A 14815-nucleotide genomic window follows, 5' to 3' on the forward strand; every position below is an offset into this window, starting at 1 on the left:
TTTTTCACGGCTGCTTTTCTGTTACGTCGTCTACGCTTCTTTTTTGCGGTTTTGGTCGCGCCATCGGTCTGGCGCACCCACAAAGGAGAATAAGATGAAACAAACCGTGGCGGCGCTGGTCGCTAAAACGCTTGAAAACGCCGGCGTCAAACGCATCTGGGGCGTTACCGGGGACTCATTAAATGGCCTGAGTGACAGTCTGAACCGCATGGGCACCATTGAATGGATGCCGACGCGCCACGAAGAAGTGGCGGCGTTTGCGGCAGGCGCGGAAGCGCATATCAGCGGTGAGCTGGCGGTCTGCGCCGGCTCCTGTGGGCCAGGCAATTTACACCTGATCAACGGATTGTTCGACTGTCATCGCAACCGCGTGCCGGTGCTGGCGATTGCGGCGCATATTCCGTCGAGCGAGATCGGCAGCGGCTATTTTCAGGAAACCCATCCGCAGGAGCTGTTCCGCGAATGCAGCCACTACTGCGAACTGGTATCCAATCCTGAGCAGCTGCCGCAGGTGCTGGGTATCGCCATGCGCAAAGCGATCCTCAATCGCGGCGTTTCGGTGGTCGTCCTGCCGGGCGATGTTGCACTTAAGCTAGCCCCCGAAAACGCTAACGCTGCGTGGTATCCGCCGCAGCTGCCGCAGGTTCTGCCACAGGCCGCTGAACTGGCCCAACTGGCTGAGACCCTGAATCAGGCCAGCAATATTACCCTGCTGTGCGGCAGCGGCTGCGCCGGTGCGCATCAGGAAGTGGTCAGGCTGGCGGAGACGCTGAAAGCGCCGATTGTCCATGCGCTGCGCGGTAAAGAGCACATCGAATATGACAATCCTTATGATGTCGGCATGACCGGGCTGATCGGCTTCTCTTCCGGCTTCCACGCCATGATGAATGCCGAAACGCTGGTGCTACTTGGCACCCAGTTTCCCTACCGCGCCTTCTATCCGGAAAAGGCCCGCATTATTCAGATCGATATCAATCCCGGCAGCCTCGGTTCGCACTGTCACGTTGATGAAGCTTATGTCGGCGACGTGAAAACCACACTGCAGGCACTGCTGCCGCAGCTGACCAGCAAAATCGACCGCAGTCATCTCGACAGCGCGCTGGAACACTATGTCGATGCGCGTAAAAGTCTTGACGAGCTGGCCCAGCCCAACGATAAACAGCCGATTCATCCGCAATATCTGGCGCAGCAGATCAGTCACTACGCCAGTGAAGACGCCATCTTCACCTGCGACGTCGGTACGCCGACGGTCTGGGCGGCGCGTTATCTGAAGATGAACGGCAAGCGCCGGCTGCTCGGCTCGTTTAACCACGGCTCAATGGCCAACGCGATGCCGCAGGCGCTGGGTGCCCAGTCAATTGACCGCAATCGCCAGGTGGTGGCACTGTGTGGGGATGGTGGATTCAGCATGCTGATGGGCGATTTTATCTCGCTGGCGCAGCTGAAAATGCCGGTCAAGCTGGTGATCTTCAACAACAGCGTGCTGGGTTTCGTGGCGATGGAGATGAAAGCTGGCGGCTACCTCACCGACGGCACCGAGCTGGACAACCCCGACTTTGCGGCCATCGCCGAAGCGTGCGGTATTAAAGGCATCCGGGTAGAAAAAGCATCAGAGCTGAACGGCGCGCTGGAGCAGGCGTTCGCCCATGACGGTCCGGTTCTGGTCGATGTCATCACTGCCAAAGAAGAACTGGCGATGCCGCCGCAAATTAAAATGGAGCAGGCCAAAGGCTTCAGCCTGTACATGCTGCGCGCCATTCTGAATGGACGCGGCGACGAAGTGGTAGAACTGGCGAAAACCAACTGGCTGCGGTAAAACAACAGCTTCACCCAGGCGGGCGCGATGCCCGCCTTTTTTTCCGCCACGTTCAGGAGCTTCAGGTGATCGATTTACGCAGTGATACCGTGACCCGGCCCAGTGCCGCCATGTTAAGCGCCATGATGTCCGCCGAAACCGGTGATGATGTCTACCGTGATGATCCTACCGTTAACGCCCTTGAGGCAGAAGCGGCGCGCCTGAGCGGTAAAGCGGCTGCGCTGTTCTTCCCGACCGGTACCCAGGCCAACCTGGTGGCGTTGCTGAGCCACTGTGAGCGTGGTGATGAGTATATCGTCGGTCAGCAGGCGCATAACTACAAATATGAAGCGGGCGGCGCGGCGGTGCTGGGCAGTATCCAGCCGCAGCCGATTCTGGCCGCTGACGATGGTACGCTGCCGCTCAGCGACGTGGCCGCCGCCATCAAGCCTGATGATATTCACTTCGCCCGCACCCGCCTGCTGAGCCTGGAGAACACCCATCACGGCAAAGTATTGCCGATAAGTTATCTGGAACAGGCCTGGGCTTTTACCCGGGAGCGGCAGCTGGCACTGCATATTGATGGCGCACGCATCTTCAATGCGGTCGTCGCCCAGCAGACTACGCTGGCGGCGATCGCCCGCTACTGCGACAGCCTGACCATCTGCCTGTCAAAAGGTCTGGGTACGCCGGTCGGTTCCCTGCTGTGTGGTGATGCGACGCTGATTGAGCGGGCGCGCCGCTGGCGTAAAATGACCGGCGGCGGTATGCGTCAGGCCGGAATTCTGGCAGCGGCCGGGCTTTATGCCCTGCAGCATAACGTGACACGCCTGCAGCAGGATCACGATAATGCCGCCTGGCTGGGGCAGCAACTGCATGAGCTTGGCGTGGAAGTGATTGATCAGCAAACCAATATGCTGTTTGTCCAGCTACCGGCCAACCAGGTTGAACCGTTAGCGGCGTGGATGAAAGCGCGCGACGTGCTGATCAGCGCCGGTCCCCGCACCCGACTGGTGACCCATCTGGATGCCGATCGCGCCGCGCTTGAGCAGGTGGTGGCCCACTGGAAAGCCTTTCTGCAGCAGTAATTTTTCCCGCTTACTGCGCCGCGCCATACTTTTCCAGCAGCGCGGCCGCTATCGCGGCAGTTTCGGCATCTGCGTTGCCGCGATAGTCTGCCGGCCGGAAATGCATCTGAAACGCTGCGATCACCGTCTGCTGCTCGCGCGCGCTCATCGCCCTATTCACCGGATAGCCGTAACGCTGTAAGCGATCGACGATTACTTCAGCCGGTACCGCCGCGTGCGGATCCTCACCGGCTAAGTAAAACGCTACCCGCCTGGCATCAGGCCAGGCACCCAATCCCCGCTGCGCCAGTTGCTGCCAAGGAAACAGCGGTCCGGGGTCCTGTTTACGCTGCGGGGCAATATCGCTGTGACCAACAATGTTTTCCGGCGCAATCGCGTAGCGCTGGCTGATATCACGCAGCAGCGCCTCCAGCGCAGTGATTTGCGCCGTGGTAAACGGCTGCCACTCGCGACCGGTCAGAGTACGGCGATAACCGCGATTCACCAGTTCGATGCCAATTGAGGTGTCGTTAATCCGGCTGGCTCCACGCCAGAAGCTCGGTCCGGCGTGCCAGGCGAGCTGCTGCTCCGGCACCAGTTGCCAGATGACGCCCTTACCGGCGCGCTGTGGCGGCTGCCGCGGGATCAGATAATGGGCGCTGACCTGTTGATCGGTCAGGGTTGCCAGCGAAGAGGAAAAATCTTCGGCGGTATAGTGAATCACAATCACTTTAACCCGTGGTCGCGCACCCTGGGCGGGATGCCGCAGGTCGGCCCAGTAGCCGGGACGGGATTCCACCCCGGACTGACAGCCCACCAGCATCAGCGCTGCGACCAGCAACAGCAGGCGTTTCAACGAACGATTACCGCCGTCCCGCTGACGCTGACCATCAGCATACTGCTCTCTTTGCCGACCGTTTCGTAATCGATATCAATTCCGACAACCGCGTTAGCACCCAGCGCTTTGGCCTGCTCTTCCAGCTCTTTGAAGGCGATCTCACGCGCTTTGCGCAGCTCTTTTTCATAGGCGCCGGATCGGCCGCCGACGATATCGCGAATGCCGGCAAAAAAATCGCGGAAGATATTGGCACCGAGAATCGCTTCGCCGGTTACCACACCGCAATAATCCGTGATGCTGTGGCCTTCCAGCGTGGGGGTAGTTGAAAATTTCATCGTCTTCTCCTTGTTGAAAACCGGACTAAGGCTCTTTCGACTAAAAAGCACGGCTATACTCTATGCTAAAAAGGGCACCTTGCCAGAGAACAATAAGGAAATCGAGATGAGAAACAACGCGTTTGCGCTAATGATCCCCGCGGCCCTGCTGCTCAGCGCCTGTACCACCGTTGAGCCCGTGATTAAGGATAATGGCCCGCGTAGCGCGCCGTGCATCGAAGGCGGCCCTGACCAGGTTGCCCAACAGTTCTATGATCTGCGCGTTCAGCAGCCGACCCAGGGTCTGCCGGACAGCAACACGCTGGCAAAATATCGCCCTTACCTGAGCGATGCACTCTATCACTCACTGCAGGCCGCCAGCGGCAGTAACGCCGGCGCACAGTGGCGCAACGGCGATCTCTTCTCCAGCCTGTCACAGGGTCCGACCGCTGCCAGCGTAGCCGATGCTTCTACCATTCCTAACCGTGATGCGCGCAATATTCCGCTGCGGGTTGAACTGAGCCGCGACGGCAAGCAGTGGCAGGATGAAGTGCTGATGATCCACCAGGGCAGTTGCTGGGTAGTCGATGATGTTCGCTATATGGCGAACCCGGCACATGCCGAGGGTGGCAGCCTGAGTCAGATGCTTGAAAAATCGAAAAAATAATCACCCGTTCGGCGAGTGATAAAAAGCGCGAGGTACTGATACCCGCGCTTTTTTTGTTTCCGCTAGCCCGGCATTCGTCGGGTCATCCCGCCGGACAGCACACGATATTGTGCTAAGCTTTAGCGGTTTTCCCGGCTGTTTCATAAATTTTAACCCACCTCAATTGCATAACTATTCTGGTGACGTTAAAATCCGCGACACTAATAGCTATTCAAATCTGGCGCATGAGTATTCAACTAAACGCAATAAACTGCTTCTACGGTGCTCATCAGGCGCTGTTCGACATTAATCTTGAGTGTCCGCAAGGCGAGACACTGGTATTGCTGGGTCCCAGCGGTGCCGGTAAGAGTTCGTTGCTGCGGGTGCTGAATTTGCTGGAGCAACCCCGTTCAGGTCAGTTGCAGATCGCCGGTAATCATTTCGATTTCAGCCAGAAGCCGGCTGAGGCCGCGATCCGTGAACTGCGCCAGAACGTCGGAATGGTGTTCCAGCAATATAATCTCTGGCCGCATCTGACCGTGCTGCAGAACCTGATGGAAGCGCCCTGCCGGGTGCTGGGTCTGAGCAAGAGTGACGCGCGTGCCCGGGCAGACAAGCTGCTCGATCGTCTGCGTCTGACGCCCTACAGCGACCGTTTTCCGCTGCATCTCTCCGGCGGTCAGCAGCAGCGGGTGGCGATTGCCCGCGCCCTGATGATGGAGCCGCAGGTGCTGCTGTTTGATGAGCCGACCGCTGCGCTCGACCCGGAAATTACCGCTCAGATTGTCACCATTATTCGCGAACTGGCCCAGACCCGGATTACGCAGGTGATCGTTACCCATGAAGTGGAAGTGGCGCGTAAAACCGCCAGCCGCGTGGTCTACATGGAAAATGGTCACATTGTGGAACAGGGTGATGCCAGCCGCTTTACACAGCCGCAAACCGAGGCGTTTGCTCACTATCTTTCGCACTAAGTCAGGATGCTAACAATGAAAAAAGTCGTACTTGCTGCACTGCTTGCTGGTTTTAGCCTGAGCGCCACCGCGGCGCAGACCATTCGTTTCGCGACCGAAGCCTCTTACCCTCCGTTTGAGTTCGTCGATTCAGACAACAAGATTCAGGGCTTCGATGTCGATCTGGCGAATGCATTGTGTAAAGAGATTGATGCGACCTGTACTTTCACCAACCAGGCGTTCGATAGCCTGATCCCCAGCCTGAAATTCCGTCGCTTTGATGCGGTGATGGCCGGCATGGATATCACCCCTGAGCGTGAAAAACAGGTGCTGTTCAGCAAGCCTTACTACGACAACTCGGCGCTGTTCGTGGCGCAGAAAGGGAAAGTGGCCAGCATTGAGGCGCTGAAAGGCAAGCGCGTCGGCGTACAAAACGGCACCACTCACCAGAAATACCTGACCGAAAAGCACAGTGAAATCACTACCGTGCCGTACGACAGCTATCAGAATGCGGTGCTGGATCTGAAAAATGGCCGTATTGATGCGGTATTCGGCGATACGGCGGTGGTTAATGAGTGGCTGAAGCAGAACGCGACGCTGGCGCCAGTGGGCGAGAAAGTCACCGATAAAGCCTACTTTGGTACCGGTCTGGGCATTGCAGTGCGTACCGGCAATACCGATCTGCAAACCAAATTCAACGGTGCGCTGGATAAAATCAAAGCCGACGGCACCTATAAGACGCTCTACAGCAAATGGTTCCCGCAGTAATTTCTGATGAATGAAATGATCCCACTCGCAAGCGCCGCCGGCATGACCGTCGGCCTTGCCGTTTGTGCGCTTATCGCCGGCCTGGTGCTGGCGATGATTTTCGCTGGCTGGGAGTCGCTGCGCTGGAAACCGCTGGCGTGGATCGGCACCGGTCTGGTCACCCTGATCCGCGGTCTGCCGGAAATTCTGGTGGTGCTGTTTATCTACTTTGGCGCCTCTCAGCTGCTGCTGACCCTCTCCGACGGTTTCACCCTCAATTTCGGCCTGTTTCAGTTACCCATTCAGGTAGAAATTGAAAACTTCGACGTCAGTCCGTTCCTGTGCGGCGTGATTGCGCTGGCGATGCTGTATGCCGCCTACGCCTCACAAACCCTGCGCGGGGCGCTGAAAGCAGTGCCGATCGGCCAGTGGGAATCGGGTCAGGCGCTGGGAATGAAAAAATCGGCGATATTTCTGCGTCTGATTATGCCGCAGATGTGGCGGCATGCCCTGCCAGGACTCGGCAATCAGTGGCTGGTACTGCTAAAAGATACCGCACTGGTGTCGCTGATCAGCGTCAACGACCTGATGCTGCAAACCAAAAGTATCGCCACACGAACTCAGGAGCCGTTTACCTGGTTCCTGGTGGCTGCGGCTATCTATTTAGTGATCACCTTGTTCAGCCAGGCGGTATTGCGCCGCATTGAGCTGCGCACCACCCGATTTGAACGGGGGAACAGCTGATGCTGGCGTATCTGCCCGAATTACTGAAAGGATTACACACCAGCCTGACGCTGACCGCGGCCTCGCTGGTGCTGGCGCTGCTGCTGGCGCTGCTGTTCACCGTGGTGCTGTCGCTGAAAACGCCGGTGCTTAATCCGCTGGTAAAAGGCTTTATCACATTGTTTACCGGCACGCCGCTGCTGGTGCAGATCTTCCTGATCTATTACGGTCCGGGACAGTTTCCGTCGATCCAGCAAATCCCCTGGCTGTGGCACCTGCTGTCGCAACCGTGGCTGTGCGCCATGCTGGCGCTGTCGCTCAATAGCGCGGCTTACACGACCCAACTTTTTTACGGCGCGGTGCGGGCTATTCCGTCCGGTCAGTGGCAATCCTGCGCTGCACTCGGCATGAACCGCAAAGATACGCTGCGTATTCTGCTGCCTTATGCATTTAAGCGCGCCCTCTCCTCTTACTCCAATGAGGTGGTGCTGGTGTTTAAAGGCACTTCGCTGGCCTATACCATTACCCTGATGGAAGTGATGGGCCACGGTCAGCTGCTCTACGGTCGCACCTATGATGTCACGGTGTATGCCGCCGCCGGGCTGGTTTATCTGTGTGTTAACGGGGTGCTGACGCTGATGATGCGGCTGATCGAGAAACGCGCACTGGCCTTTGAACACCGTAACTGATGGTCAGGCGAGCCCGCTCGCCTGATACGCCTGGACAATCACAACGATTGCATAAAAATTCATTATCTGGCAGGGTAAGCAGCTCTCAGAGTAGTGAACAGGTTGTGATTACAGGAGTCGTATAATGAAAAAATGGATTGTTGCCGCCACGCTGGCTTCGCTGGCCCTCAGCGCCCAGGCCGCTGATAAAATTCGCTTCGCCGCCTCGGCGACTTATCCGCCGTTTGAATCGCTGAATCGTGAAAATCAGCTGGTCGGTTTCGACATCGATCTGGCGAAGGCGCTTTGCCAGCAGATGAAGGCCGACTGCACCTTCACCAACAATGCGTTCGACAGCCTGATCCCTTCGCTGAAGTTCCGCCGCTATGACGCGGTTATTTCCGGTATGGACATCACCGCCGAACGCAGCAAGCAGGTCGATTTTACCCAGCCCTACTACGCCAACTCCGCAATCGTGATCGCCCGCAAAGGCCAGTTCAGTGATTTTGCCGCCCTGAAGGGCAAGCGTCTTGGTGTCGAGAACGGCACCACCCATCAGAAATACCTGCAGGAAAAACATCCTGAGGTGACGGTGGTGGCGTATGACAGCTATCAGAATGCGATTCTGGATATGAAGAATGGGCGTCTGGATGGGGTGTTTGGTGACAGCGCCGTGGTGAATCAGTGGCTGAAGACCAACAGCGATCTGGCAACCGTCGGCGAGCACGTTACCGATGCAGACTACTTCGGCACCGGCCTCGGCATTGCAGTGCGCAAAGGCAACACCGAATTACGCGATCGCTTTAATCATGCCCTCGCCGAACTGAAAGCCAATGGCCGCTGGCAGCAGATTAACCAGCAGTGGTTCCCTGAATAAATGCAGATGCGGGCTCAGTGTCTGAGCCCGTCTTACGCTTAGCGCGGCTGGCGGGTTAACAACGCCAGCACTTCAAAATGGGCGGTGTGCGGGAACATATCAAACAGCTGCACCTTGCTAATCTGATAATCATTCAGCCGGGCTACGTCTTCTGCCAGCGTCTGTGGGTTACAGCTGGAATAGAGCAGATAATCGGGTGCCATCTGACTAAGAAAATCACACAGTTCAGCGCCAATGCCGCGTCGCGGTGGGTTAACCAGCACCAGCTGTGGCACCGCGTCCCGGCCGGTGGCAAATTCGGTCGAGTCCAGCGCAGCAAACTGCACTTTTTCCAGTCCCATCATCTGCGCTGAACGCTGGGCGCATTTAATCGCCTCGGCGCTGATTTCAATGCCGGTCAGCGTCATCTCTGGCGTGGCGCAGTGCAGGCCAAATCCCCCTACGCCGCAGAACAGATCCCACATGCTGGTGACCGGCAGCTGCTGCACCCATTGCCGGGCGGTGGCGTAAAGCGTGCTGGCAACCTGTGGATTGGTCTGGAAGAAACTTTGCGGACGGATCCACAGCGGCACGCCGTTAAAATTTTCGGCCAGCGACTGCGCTGGCGTCAGCGCAATCTCCTGCTCCCCTTCCAGAATCGCCATATGTACCGGCTGAATATTGGCGGAGATCACCGTCAATTGTGGCAACTGCTGTTGCAGCTCCGGCAGTGCCGCGCGCAGTTGCGCCAGCTTGGTGGTCGAACGCAACACAAAACGCAGCATCATGCCGCCCTGACTACTGCCGGTCAGCAACAGATATTTCAGCTCGCCCCGTTTGCGCGCCACGTTGTACGGCGTCAGCCCGGCGCGGGCGATAAACGGCCGCAGCGCAGCAAACACCGGCTGAAAACTGGCTGGATAGAGCGGGCAGTCGCACAGATCAACCGCCTCGCCATTGCGCTGAACCATGCCGAACACCGGACGCTCCACGCTACCGCTGACCACCATCTTGGCTTTATTACGAAACGCCTGCTGCGGCGAGGTGATCGGTGGCAACCACTGCGCCACCGGCCGATCGGCCAGCAGCTGTTCCAGCCATGACTGTTTGTCAGTCAGCTGTTGGGTATAGGGTTTTTCCAGCCACTGGCAGGAGCGGCAACGGTTAGCGTCATAGAGCGCGCAATGCATGGGAAAGCCTGTATTCACGGTGGAGAGGTCGGGCGGAGCGCGATTGTATCATCGCTTGCTGAAAAATGCGCGACTGCTGAGCGGCAGAAACAGCAGCAGCAGCACCAGCAGATCCGGCAGCTTTTGCAGCAGGGTGTGATGGACGATCTGGACATTATTCGCGCCATCAATGCTGAATATCTCCGGATAGATCCAGCCCATGGAGGCCATCAGCATATAACCCAGCACAATCACCTGGGTGGCGACATAGCCCCAGCGTCCCCGGTTGCTGCCGCGCATCAGGGTAAAGGCGCAGCGCAGTTCGAACAGGAAGATCAGCTGGCTGGCGACAAAGATAAAGGTTGAGTCCCAGGCCTGGGCGCTGCGGTGGACAAAGTTGGCGAGCTCGCTGTAGCCAAGCTCATTTGCCAGCATCAGCACGCTCAGGCAGCGCGTCGCGATAATGGCAATGCCCGCCACGGTGACCGGAACCGGTGCCTCCGTCAACGTGCGGCTGCTTTTAAGGATTTCTGACATAGTCCGTGACTCCACCTGATCAAAAAACGGGCCGGTAAAACCAGCCCGTTGTTATAGTGGCAAATGTTACGGATTTCAGCCACGTTTAGCTTTCTGAATATCGCTTAAACGTTGTTTTTCTTCATGTGCCATCACCCGCCAGGCGATAAAACCGACTAAACCGACCACGAACAGGATCAGTGAGGCGAGCGCGTTGATTTCCGGATTGACGCCACGCCGCACGGTGGCAAAAATCGCCATCGGCAAGGTGGTCGCGCCAGGGCCGGTTACAAAGCTGGAAATCACCAGATCGTCGAGAGACAGCGTAAACGCCAGCAGCCAGCCGGTGACGATAGCCGGAGCAATCATCGGCACGGTAATCACGAAGAACACTTTGAGCGGCGTTGCGCCCAGATCCATCGCGGCCTCTTCAATCGAGCGGTCCAGTTCGCGCAGGCGCGAGTTGATCACCACGGCGACATAGGCGGTACAGAACGTAACGTGCGCCAGCCAGATGGTCAGCATGCCGCGCTCGCTCGGCCAGCCAAAGGCGTTGCCCATCGCCACAAACAGCAGCAGCAGCGACAGCCCGGTGATCACGTCGGGCATCACCAGCGGTGCGGTCAGCATAAACGCAAAGCCGTTATGGCCACGGAAACGGCCGAAGCGCACGATAATCACCGCCGCCAGGGTTCCCAGCACCACCGCCATGGTGGCGGAGAGCGCGGCGATACTCAGACTCAGCATCACCGCGTCAATCATCGCGCTATCCTGAAACAGCACCCGGTACCAGTGGAAGGAGAAGCTGTCCCATACCGTCACCAACTGTGAGCTGTTGAAGGAGTAAACCACCAGCAGCAGCATCGGCGCATAGAGGAACAGGAAACAGCAGACCAGAATCCCGGTACGCCAGGGCGAGCGAATGGTCGGCAAATTGTTCATGCCTTCTCCCCCATCTCACGGTTTTGATGCTTATGGAACCAGATGATCGGCAGAATCAGGATCAGCAGGATAATGACCGCCAGCGCCGACGCGACCGGCCAGTCACGGTTATTAAAGAACTCCTGCCACAGAATACGGCCAATCATAATGCTGTCCGGACCCCCGAGCAGTTCCGGGATCACGTACTCACCGACCGCCGGAATAAACACCAGCATCGAACCGGCGATTATCCCGCCTTTGGTAAGTGGAACGATCACGCTGAAAAAGGTTTTCAGCGGACGCGCGCCCAGATCCAGCGACGCTTCAACCAGCGAGTAGTCGATACGCGTCAGCGCGGTGTAGATCGGCAGCACCATAAACGGCAGATAGCAGTAAACGATGCCGATATAGACCGCGGTATTGGTGTAAAGGATCACCAGCGGATGATCAATCACGCCCAGCCACAGCAGAAAACGGTTGAGGATACCGTTATTGTTCAGCAGCCCCATCCAGGCGTAGACCCGCACCAGAAAGGAGGTCCACGACGGCAGGATCACCAGCAGCAGCAGGATAGTGCGCATCGACGGCTTGCTGTGCGCCACCGCCCAGGCCAGCGGATAGCCCACCAGCAGGCAAATCACCGTCGAGATGGCCGCCACTTTCAGCGACTGCAGATAGGCGTCGACGTAGAGAGGATCGTCGGTCAGCGTCAGGTAATTGGCAAAGTTCAGCACAATACTGAACTGATCGTCCGCCCAGCTGACCAGTTCGGTATAGGGTGGAATGGCGCGCGCAATGTCAGCGAAGCTGATCTTTAGCACCGTCAGGAACGGCAGCAGGAAGAACAGCACCAGCCAGACATAGGGTAAAGCGATCACCAGTTTGCGGCCGTGCTGCATTTTAATTCGCGTGGCCCAGCGTTGCAGCGGCGTGCCGACCAGCCGGGCCGGCGCTTTGCTGCGTTGGAAAATCTGGCTCATGGCGCCTCCTTAAACCGTCAACACCACGCAGCTGTCGCTCTCCCAACAGAGGCGGACTTCATCGCCCCAGGTCGGCAACCCTTTGCGGTAGCGATGCGCGTTTTGCAACTGTGCGCTGATCATCTGTCCGCTGTGCAGACGGACATGGAAAATCGACAGGTCACCGAGATAGGCGATATGCACCACTTCACCGACGGCAAAGTTGCAGCCATCGGCTGGCACCTCATCGCACAGCATCACTTTTTCGGGACGCAGCGCGACGTGAACCGGCAGGTTATCCACCACCGAGACATCGGAATCGACCTTCAGCGGGTGCATCAGCCCCGGGCTGTCGATAACCAGACCATCCGCCTGACGTTCGCGCAGCAGCCCTTCAAACACGTTCACCGAGCCGATGAATTCGGCACTGTAGCGGCTGGTCGGATGCTCGTAGATCTCTTCCGGCTCGCCAATCTGCACGAACTTGCCGCGATTCATGATGGCAATGCGGCCCGCCATGGTCATCGCCTCTTCCTGATCGTGGGTAACCATGACGCAGGTTGCGCCCACCCGCTCGAGGATATCAACCACCTCCAGCTGCATGCGATCGCGCAGCTTCTTGTCCAGCGCGCCCATCGGTTCATCCAGCAGCAGCAGCTTAGGCCGTTTCGCCAGGCTACGCGCCAGCGCCACACGCTGACGCTGACCGCCGGAGAGCTGATGCGGCTTACGCCTGGCAAACTCCTGCATATGCACCAGCGCCAGCATTTCCGCCACCCGACTGGTGATTTCGCCCTTCGGCAACTTATCCTGCTTCAGACCAAAGGCGATATTCTGCTCCACCGTCATGTGCGGAAACAGCGCGTAAGACTGGAACATCATATTGATTGGCCGCTGATAAGGGGCGACGTGCGACAGATCCTGGCCATCCAGCACAATCTGGCCACTGGTCGGCGGCTCGAAACCCGCCAGCATCCGCAACAGCGTGGATTTGCCACAGCCCGACGCGCCCAGCAGGGCAAAAATCTCGCCTTTGTATATGGTCAGACTGACATCATCGACAGCATGCTGTCCGTCGAACGATTTTGTCAGATTGCGAATTTCCAGCAGCGGCGTTAACGCCTTTGCGGTTTTATTTTGAGGACGGGGAATGGCATCGTTCACTAACGTATCTCTCCGGAGCCAGGCGGAACATCGCGGCAAAATCCGCCGCTAAAAATGGCACAACAGAGGCCGACACTGCGCCTCTGTTGCTGATGAGTAATCAGTCAATCCGTTCAGAACGAATTACTTACCACTTTTTACTTTAGTCCATGCACGGGTACGCACACGATCCAGTTTCGGATCCTGAACTTTGAGCACGAACAATTTCGACATCGCTTCTGGCGTCGGGAAGATGCCTGGGTTGTTGCGGACGTCAGCATTGATCAGCGGTAGCGAAGCTTTATTGCCGTTGGCGTAGTTCATCTTGTTCGAGACATCCGCGATCACTTTTGGATCCATGATGTAGTTCAGCCAGGCGTAGGCACCATCAAGATTCTTCGCGTCTTTCGGAATTGCCATCATGTCGAAGAAGGCCAGAGCGCCCTCTTTCGGCACGCTGTAACCGAGATGCACGCCATTTTTGGCTTCATCGGCCCGGTTTTTCGCCTGCAGAATGTCACCTGACCAGCCAATCGCCACACAAATATTGCCGTTAGCCAGATCGTTGATGTACTGCGACGAATGGAAATAACGAATGTTCGGACGCAGTTTCAACAGCAGATCGGTGGCCGCGCCTGAATACTCTTTGGCGTCAGAACTGTTCGGATCTTTACCCAGATAGTTGAGCACGGTAGCGAAAATTTCTTCCGGCGCATCAAGGAAAGAGACGCCACAGCTTTTCAGCTTCTCCAGATTTTCTGGCTTCATCACCAGATCCCAGCTGTTAACCGGTGCATCTGCGCCGAGTACCGCTTTGACTTTATCGATGTTGTAGCCGATACCGGTAGTGCCCCACAGGTAAGGAATGGCGTATTTGTTGCCCGGATCGTGCTGCGCCACTTTTTCCATCAGCGCCGGATCGAGGTTTTTATAGTTAGGCAGTTTGCTCTTATCCAGCGGCTGGAACACGCCGGATTGCAGCTGACGCGCCAGGAAGCTGGAGGATGGCACCACCACGTCATAGCCGGTGCTGCCAGCCATCAGTTTGCCTTCCAGCACTTCATTGGAGTCAAACACGTCGTAGACCACTTTGATGCCGGACTGCTTTTCAAAGTTCGGCACGGTATCTGGCGAGATATAATCAGACCAGTTATAAACGTGCAGCGTTTTATCTTCCGCCATGGTGCTGGCAGACGCGGCCATCAGCACGCCAGCTACCACACCTGACAACCATTTCTGACGTTGGTTGAACATGTTTTCCATCCTCCTGAGCGGGTCATCACAACGCTGCAAACCAGTGATCCATACGTTGCGTTCTGTGTGTAAGGTCAGTGACACAATGAATCATTATTCAGCGGAAGTGTAATAGCAAAAACCATTAGCTGTGGCGCAGTTACGCGGCTGTCACAGCCCCGCAAGAATAGCCCCCCGACTCAGACTGCACCAGACCTCAGCGTAAAAAACGCCTAAAAGCGATATTTTATGCATGTTTAAGCTATG

General features: G+C 57.1%; 16 protein-coding genes. 8 read left to right on the forward strand and 8 right to left on the reverse strand.

The annotated features are described in order from the left end of the window. Positions 1-94 precede the first annotated feature (94 nt). Both poxB and ltaE read left to right on the forward strand, forming a co-directional pair. Entirely contained in the window at positions 95-1816 is a 1722-nt protein-coding gene (poxB, locus tag FHW04_RS01395) for a ubiquinone-dependent pyruvate dehydrogenase (RefSeq protein WP_031376988.1), read from the forward strand. A gap of 65 nt (positions 1817-1881) precedes the next feature. Next, the gene (gene ltaE / locus FHW04_RS01400; protein WP_031376989.1) at positions 1882-2883 is read left to right on the forward strand and encodes a low-specificity L-threonine aldolase; all 1002 of its coding nucleotides are present in this window, start codon (positions 1882-1884) and stop codon (positions 2881-2883) included. A gap of 10 nt (positions 2884-2893) precedes the next feature. Here ltaE and FHW04_RS01405 read toward each other — a convergent pair whose 3' ends face one another. Next, positions 2894-3718, reverse strand: coding sequence for an N-acetylmuramoyl-L-alanine amidase (locus FHW04_RS01405; protein WP_089561101.1), 825 nt, complete (start codon positions 3716-3718; stop codon positions 2894-2896). Next, positions 3715-4035 carry a heavy metal-binding domain-containing protein gene (locus FHW04_RS01410; protein ID WP_031376991.1) on the reverse strand — a complete coding sequence of 107 codons (321 nt, stop codon included), beginning with the start codon at positions 4033-4035 and terminating at the stop codon, positions 3715-3717. The genes FHW04_RS01405 and FHW04_RS01410 overlap by 4 nt, the downstream gene beginning before the upstream one ends. Before the next feature lie 106 nt (positions 4036-4141). On the opposite strand from FHW04_RS01410, the gene FHW04_RS01415 reads away from it, so the two are divergent. The 6 genes from FHW04_RS01415 (at position 4142) to FHW04_RS01440 (ending at position 8628) form a co-directional block, all read left to right on the forward strand. Then, positions 4142-4681 carry a lipoprotein gene (locus FHW04_RS01415; RefSeq protein WP_031376992.1) on the forward strand — a complete coding sequence of 180 codons (540 nt, stop codon included), beginning with the start codon at positions 4142-4144 and terminating at the stop codon, positions 4679-4681. Positions 4682-4905: 224 nt separating this feature from the next. Then, on the forward strand, positions 4906-5634 hold the full coding sequence (gene artP, locus FHW04_RS01420; RefSeq protein WP_069728086.1) for an arginine ABC transporter ATP-binding protein ArtP: 729 nt from the start codon (positions 4906-4908) through the stop codon (positions 5632-5634). A 15-nt stretch (positions 5635-5649) separates the two neighbouring features. Continuing rightward, entirely contained in the window at positions 5650-6381 is a 732-nt protein-coding gene (artJ, locus tag FHW04_RS01425; protein ID WP_089561102.1) for an arginine ABC transporter substrate-binding protein, read from the forward strand. Positions 6382-6387: 6 nt separating this feature from the next. After that, a complete protein-coding gene (gene artQ / locus FHW04_RS01430; RefSeq protein ID WP_046288421.1) occupies positions 6388-7104 on the forward strand; it encodes an arginine ABC transporter permease ArtQ in 717 nt (238 codons plus the stop codon). Beyond that, positions 7104-7772 (forward strand): arginine ABC transporter permease ArtM, encoded by a 669-nt coding sequence (gene artM, locus FHW04_RS01435; RefSeq protein WP_031376995.1) that lies wholly within the window; start codon positions 7104-7106, stop codon positions 7770-7772. The genes artQ and artM overlap by 1 nt, the downstream gene beginning before the upstream one ends. A gap of 124 nt (positions 7773-7896) precedes the next feature. Further along, positions 7897-8628, forward strand: coding sequence for an arginine ABC transporter substrate-binding protein (locus FHW04_RS01440; RefSeq protein ID WP_031376996.1), 732 nt, complete (start codon positions 7897-7899; stop codon positions 8626-8628). A 38-nt stretch (positions 8629-8666) separates the two neighbouring features. Here FHW04_RS01440 and rlmC read toward each other — a convergent pair whose 3' ends face one another. From rlmC to potF, 6 genes are all read right to left on the reverse strand, one after another. Next, the gene (rlmC, locus tag FHW04_RS01445) at positions 8667-9797 is read right to left on the reverse strand and encodes a 23S rRNA (uracil(747)-C(5))-methyltransferase RlmC (RefSeq protein ID WP_031376997.1); all 1131 of its coding nucleotides are present in this window, start codon (positions 9795-9797) and stop codon (positions 8667-8669) included. 48 nt (positions 9798-9845) lie between these two features. Beyond that, positions 9846-10313, reverse strand: a complete 468-nt coding sequence (locus FHW04_RS01450) for a YbjO family protein (protein ID WP_031376998.1) — start codon at positions 10311-10313, stop codon at positions 9846-9848. A 75-nt stretch (positions 10314-10388) separates the two neighbouring features. After that, positions 10389-11234 carry a putrescine ABC transporter permease PotI gene (gene potI / locus FHW04_RS01455; protein WP_031376999.1) on the reverse strand — a complete coding sequence of 282 codons (846 nt, stop codon included), beginning with the start codon at positions 11232-11234 and terminating at the stop codon, positions 10389-10391. Beyond that, positions 11231-12193 carry a putrescine ABC transporter permease PotH gene (gene potH / locus FHW04_RS01460; protein WP_031377000.1) on the reverse strand — a complete coding sequence of 321 codons (963 nt, stop codon included), beginning with the start codon at positions 12191-12193 and terminating at the stop codon, positions 11231-11233. The genes potI and potH overlap by 4 nt, the downstream gene beginning before the upstream one ends. 9 nt (positions 12194-12202) lie before the next feature. Beyond that, a complete protein-coding gene (potG, locus tag FHW04_RS01465) occupies positions 12203-13336 on the reverse strand; it encodes a putrescine ABC transporter ATP-binding subunit PotG (protein ID WP_031377001.1) in 1134 nt (377 codons plus the stop codon). A gap of 123 nt (positions 13337-13459) precedes the next feature. Further along, positions 13460-14569, reverse strand: coding sequence for a spermidine/putrescine ABC transporter substrate-binding protein PotF (potF, locus tag FHW04_RS01470; RefSeq protein WP_031377002.1), 1110 nt, complete (start codon positions 14567-14569; stop codon positions 13460-13462). Positions 14570-14815: the final 246 nt, after the last annotated feature.

It is taken from the genome of Pantoea sp. AN62 (genome assembly GCF_050432985.1).
Classification (GTDB): Bacteria; Pseudomonadota; Gammaproteobacteria; order Enterobacterales; family Enterobacteriaceae; genus Pantoea; species Pantoea brenneri.

Bases quoted from the DNA above. Each gene is read 5' to 3' on its own strand.
- poxB (WP_031376988.1), top strand. From the start codon at position 95: ATGAAACAAACCGTGGCGGCGCTGGTCGCTAAAACGCTTGAAAACGCC.
- FHW04_RS01410 (WP_031376991.1), bottom strand. From the start codon at position 4,035: ATGAAATTTTCAACTACCCCCACGCTGGAAGGCCACAGCATCACGGAT.
- FHW04_RS01415 (WP_031376992.1), top strand. From the start codon at position 4,142: ATGAGAAACAACGCGTTTGCGCTAATGATCCCCGCGGCCCTGCTGCTC.
- artP (WP_069728086.1), top strand. From the start codon at position 4,906: ATGAGTATTCAACTAAACGCAATAAACTGCTTCTACGGTGCTCATCAG.
- artJ (WP_089561102.1), top strand. From the start codon at position 5,650: ATGAAAAAAGTCGTACTTGCTGCACTGCTTGCTGGTTTTAGCCTGAGC.
- artQ (WP_046288421.1), top strand. From the start codon at position 6,388: ATGAATGAAATGATCCCACTCGCAAGCGCCGCCGGCATGACCGTCGGC.
- artM (WP_031376995.1), top strand. From the start codon at position 7,104: ATGCTGGCGTATCTGCCCGAATTACTGAAAGGATTACACACCAGCCTG.
- FHW04_RS01440 (WP_031376996.1), top strand. From the start codon at position 7,897: ATGAAAAAATGGATTGTTGCCGCCACGCTGGCTTCGCTGGCCCTCAGC.
- rlmC (WP_031376997.1), bottom strand. From the start codon at position 9,797: ATGCATTGCGCGCTCTATGACGCTAACCGTTGCCGCTCCTGCCAGTGG.
- FHW04_RS01450 (WP_031376998.1), bottom strand. From the start codon at position 10,313: ATGTCAGAAATCCTTAAAAGCAGCCGCACGTTGACGGAGGCACCGGTT.
- potI (WP_031376999.1), bottom strand. From the start codon at position 11,234: ATGAACAATTTGCCGACCATTCGCTCGCCCTGGCGTACCGGGATTCTG.
- potH (WP_031377000.1), bottom strand. From the start codon at position 12,193: ATGAGCCAGATTTTCCAACGCAGCAAAGCGCCGGCCCGGCTGGTCGGC.
- potF (WP_031377002.1), bottom strand. From the start codon at position 14,569: ATGTTCAACCAACGTCAGAAATGGTTGTCAGGTGTGGTAGCTGGCGTG.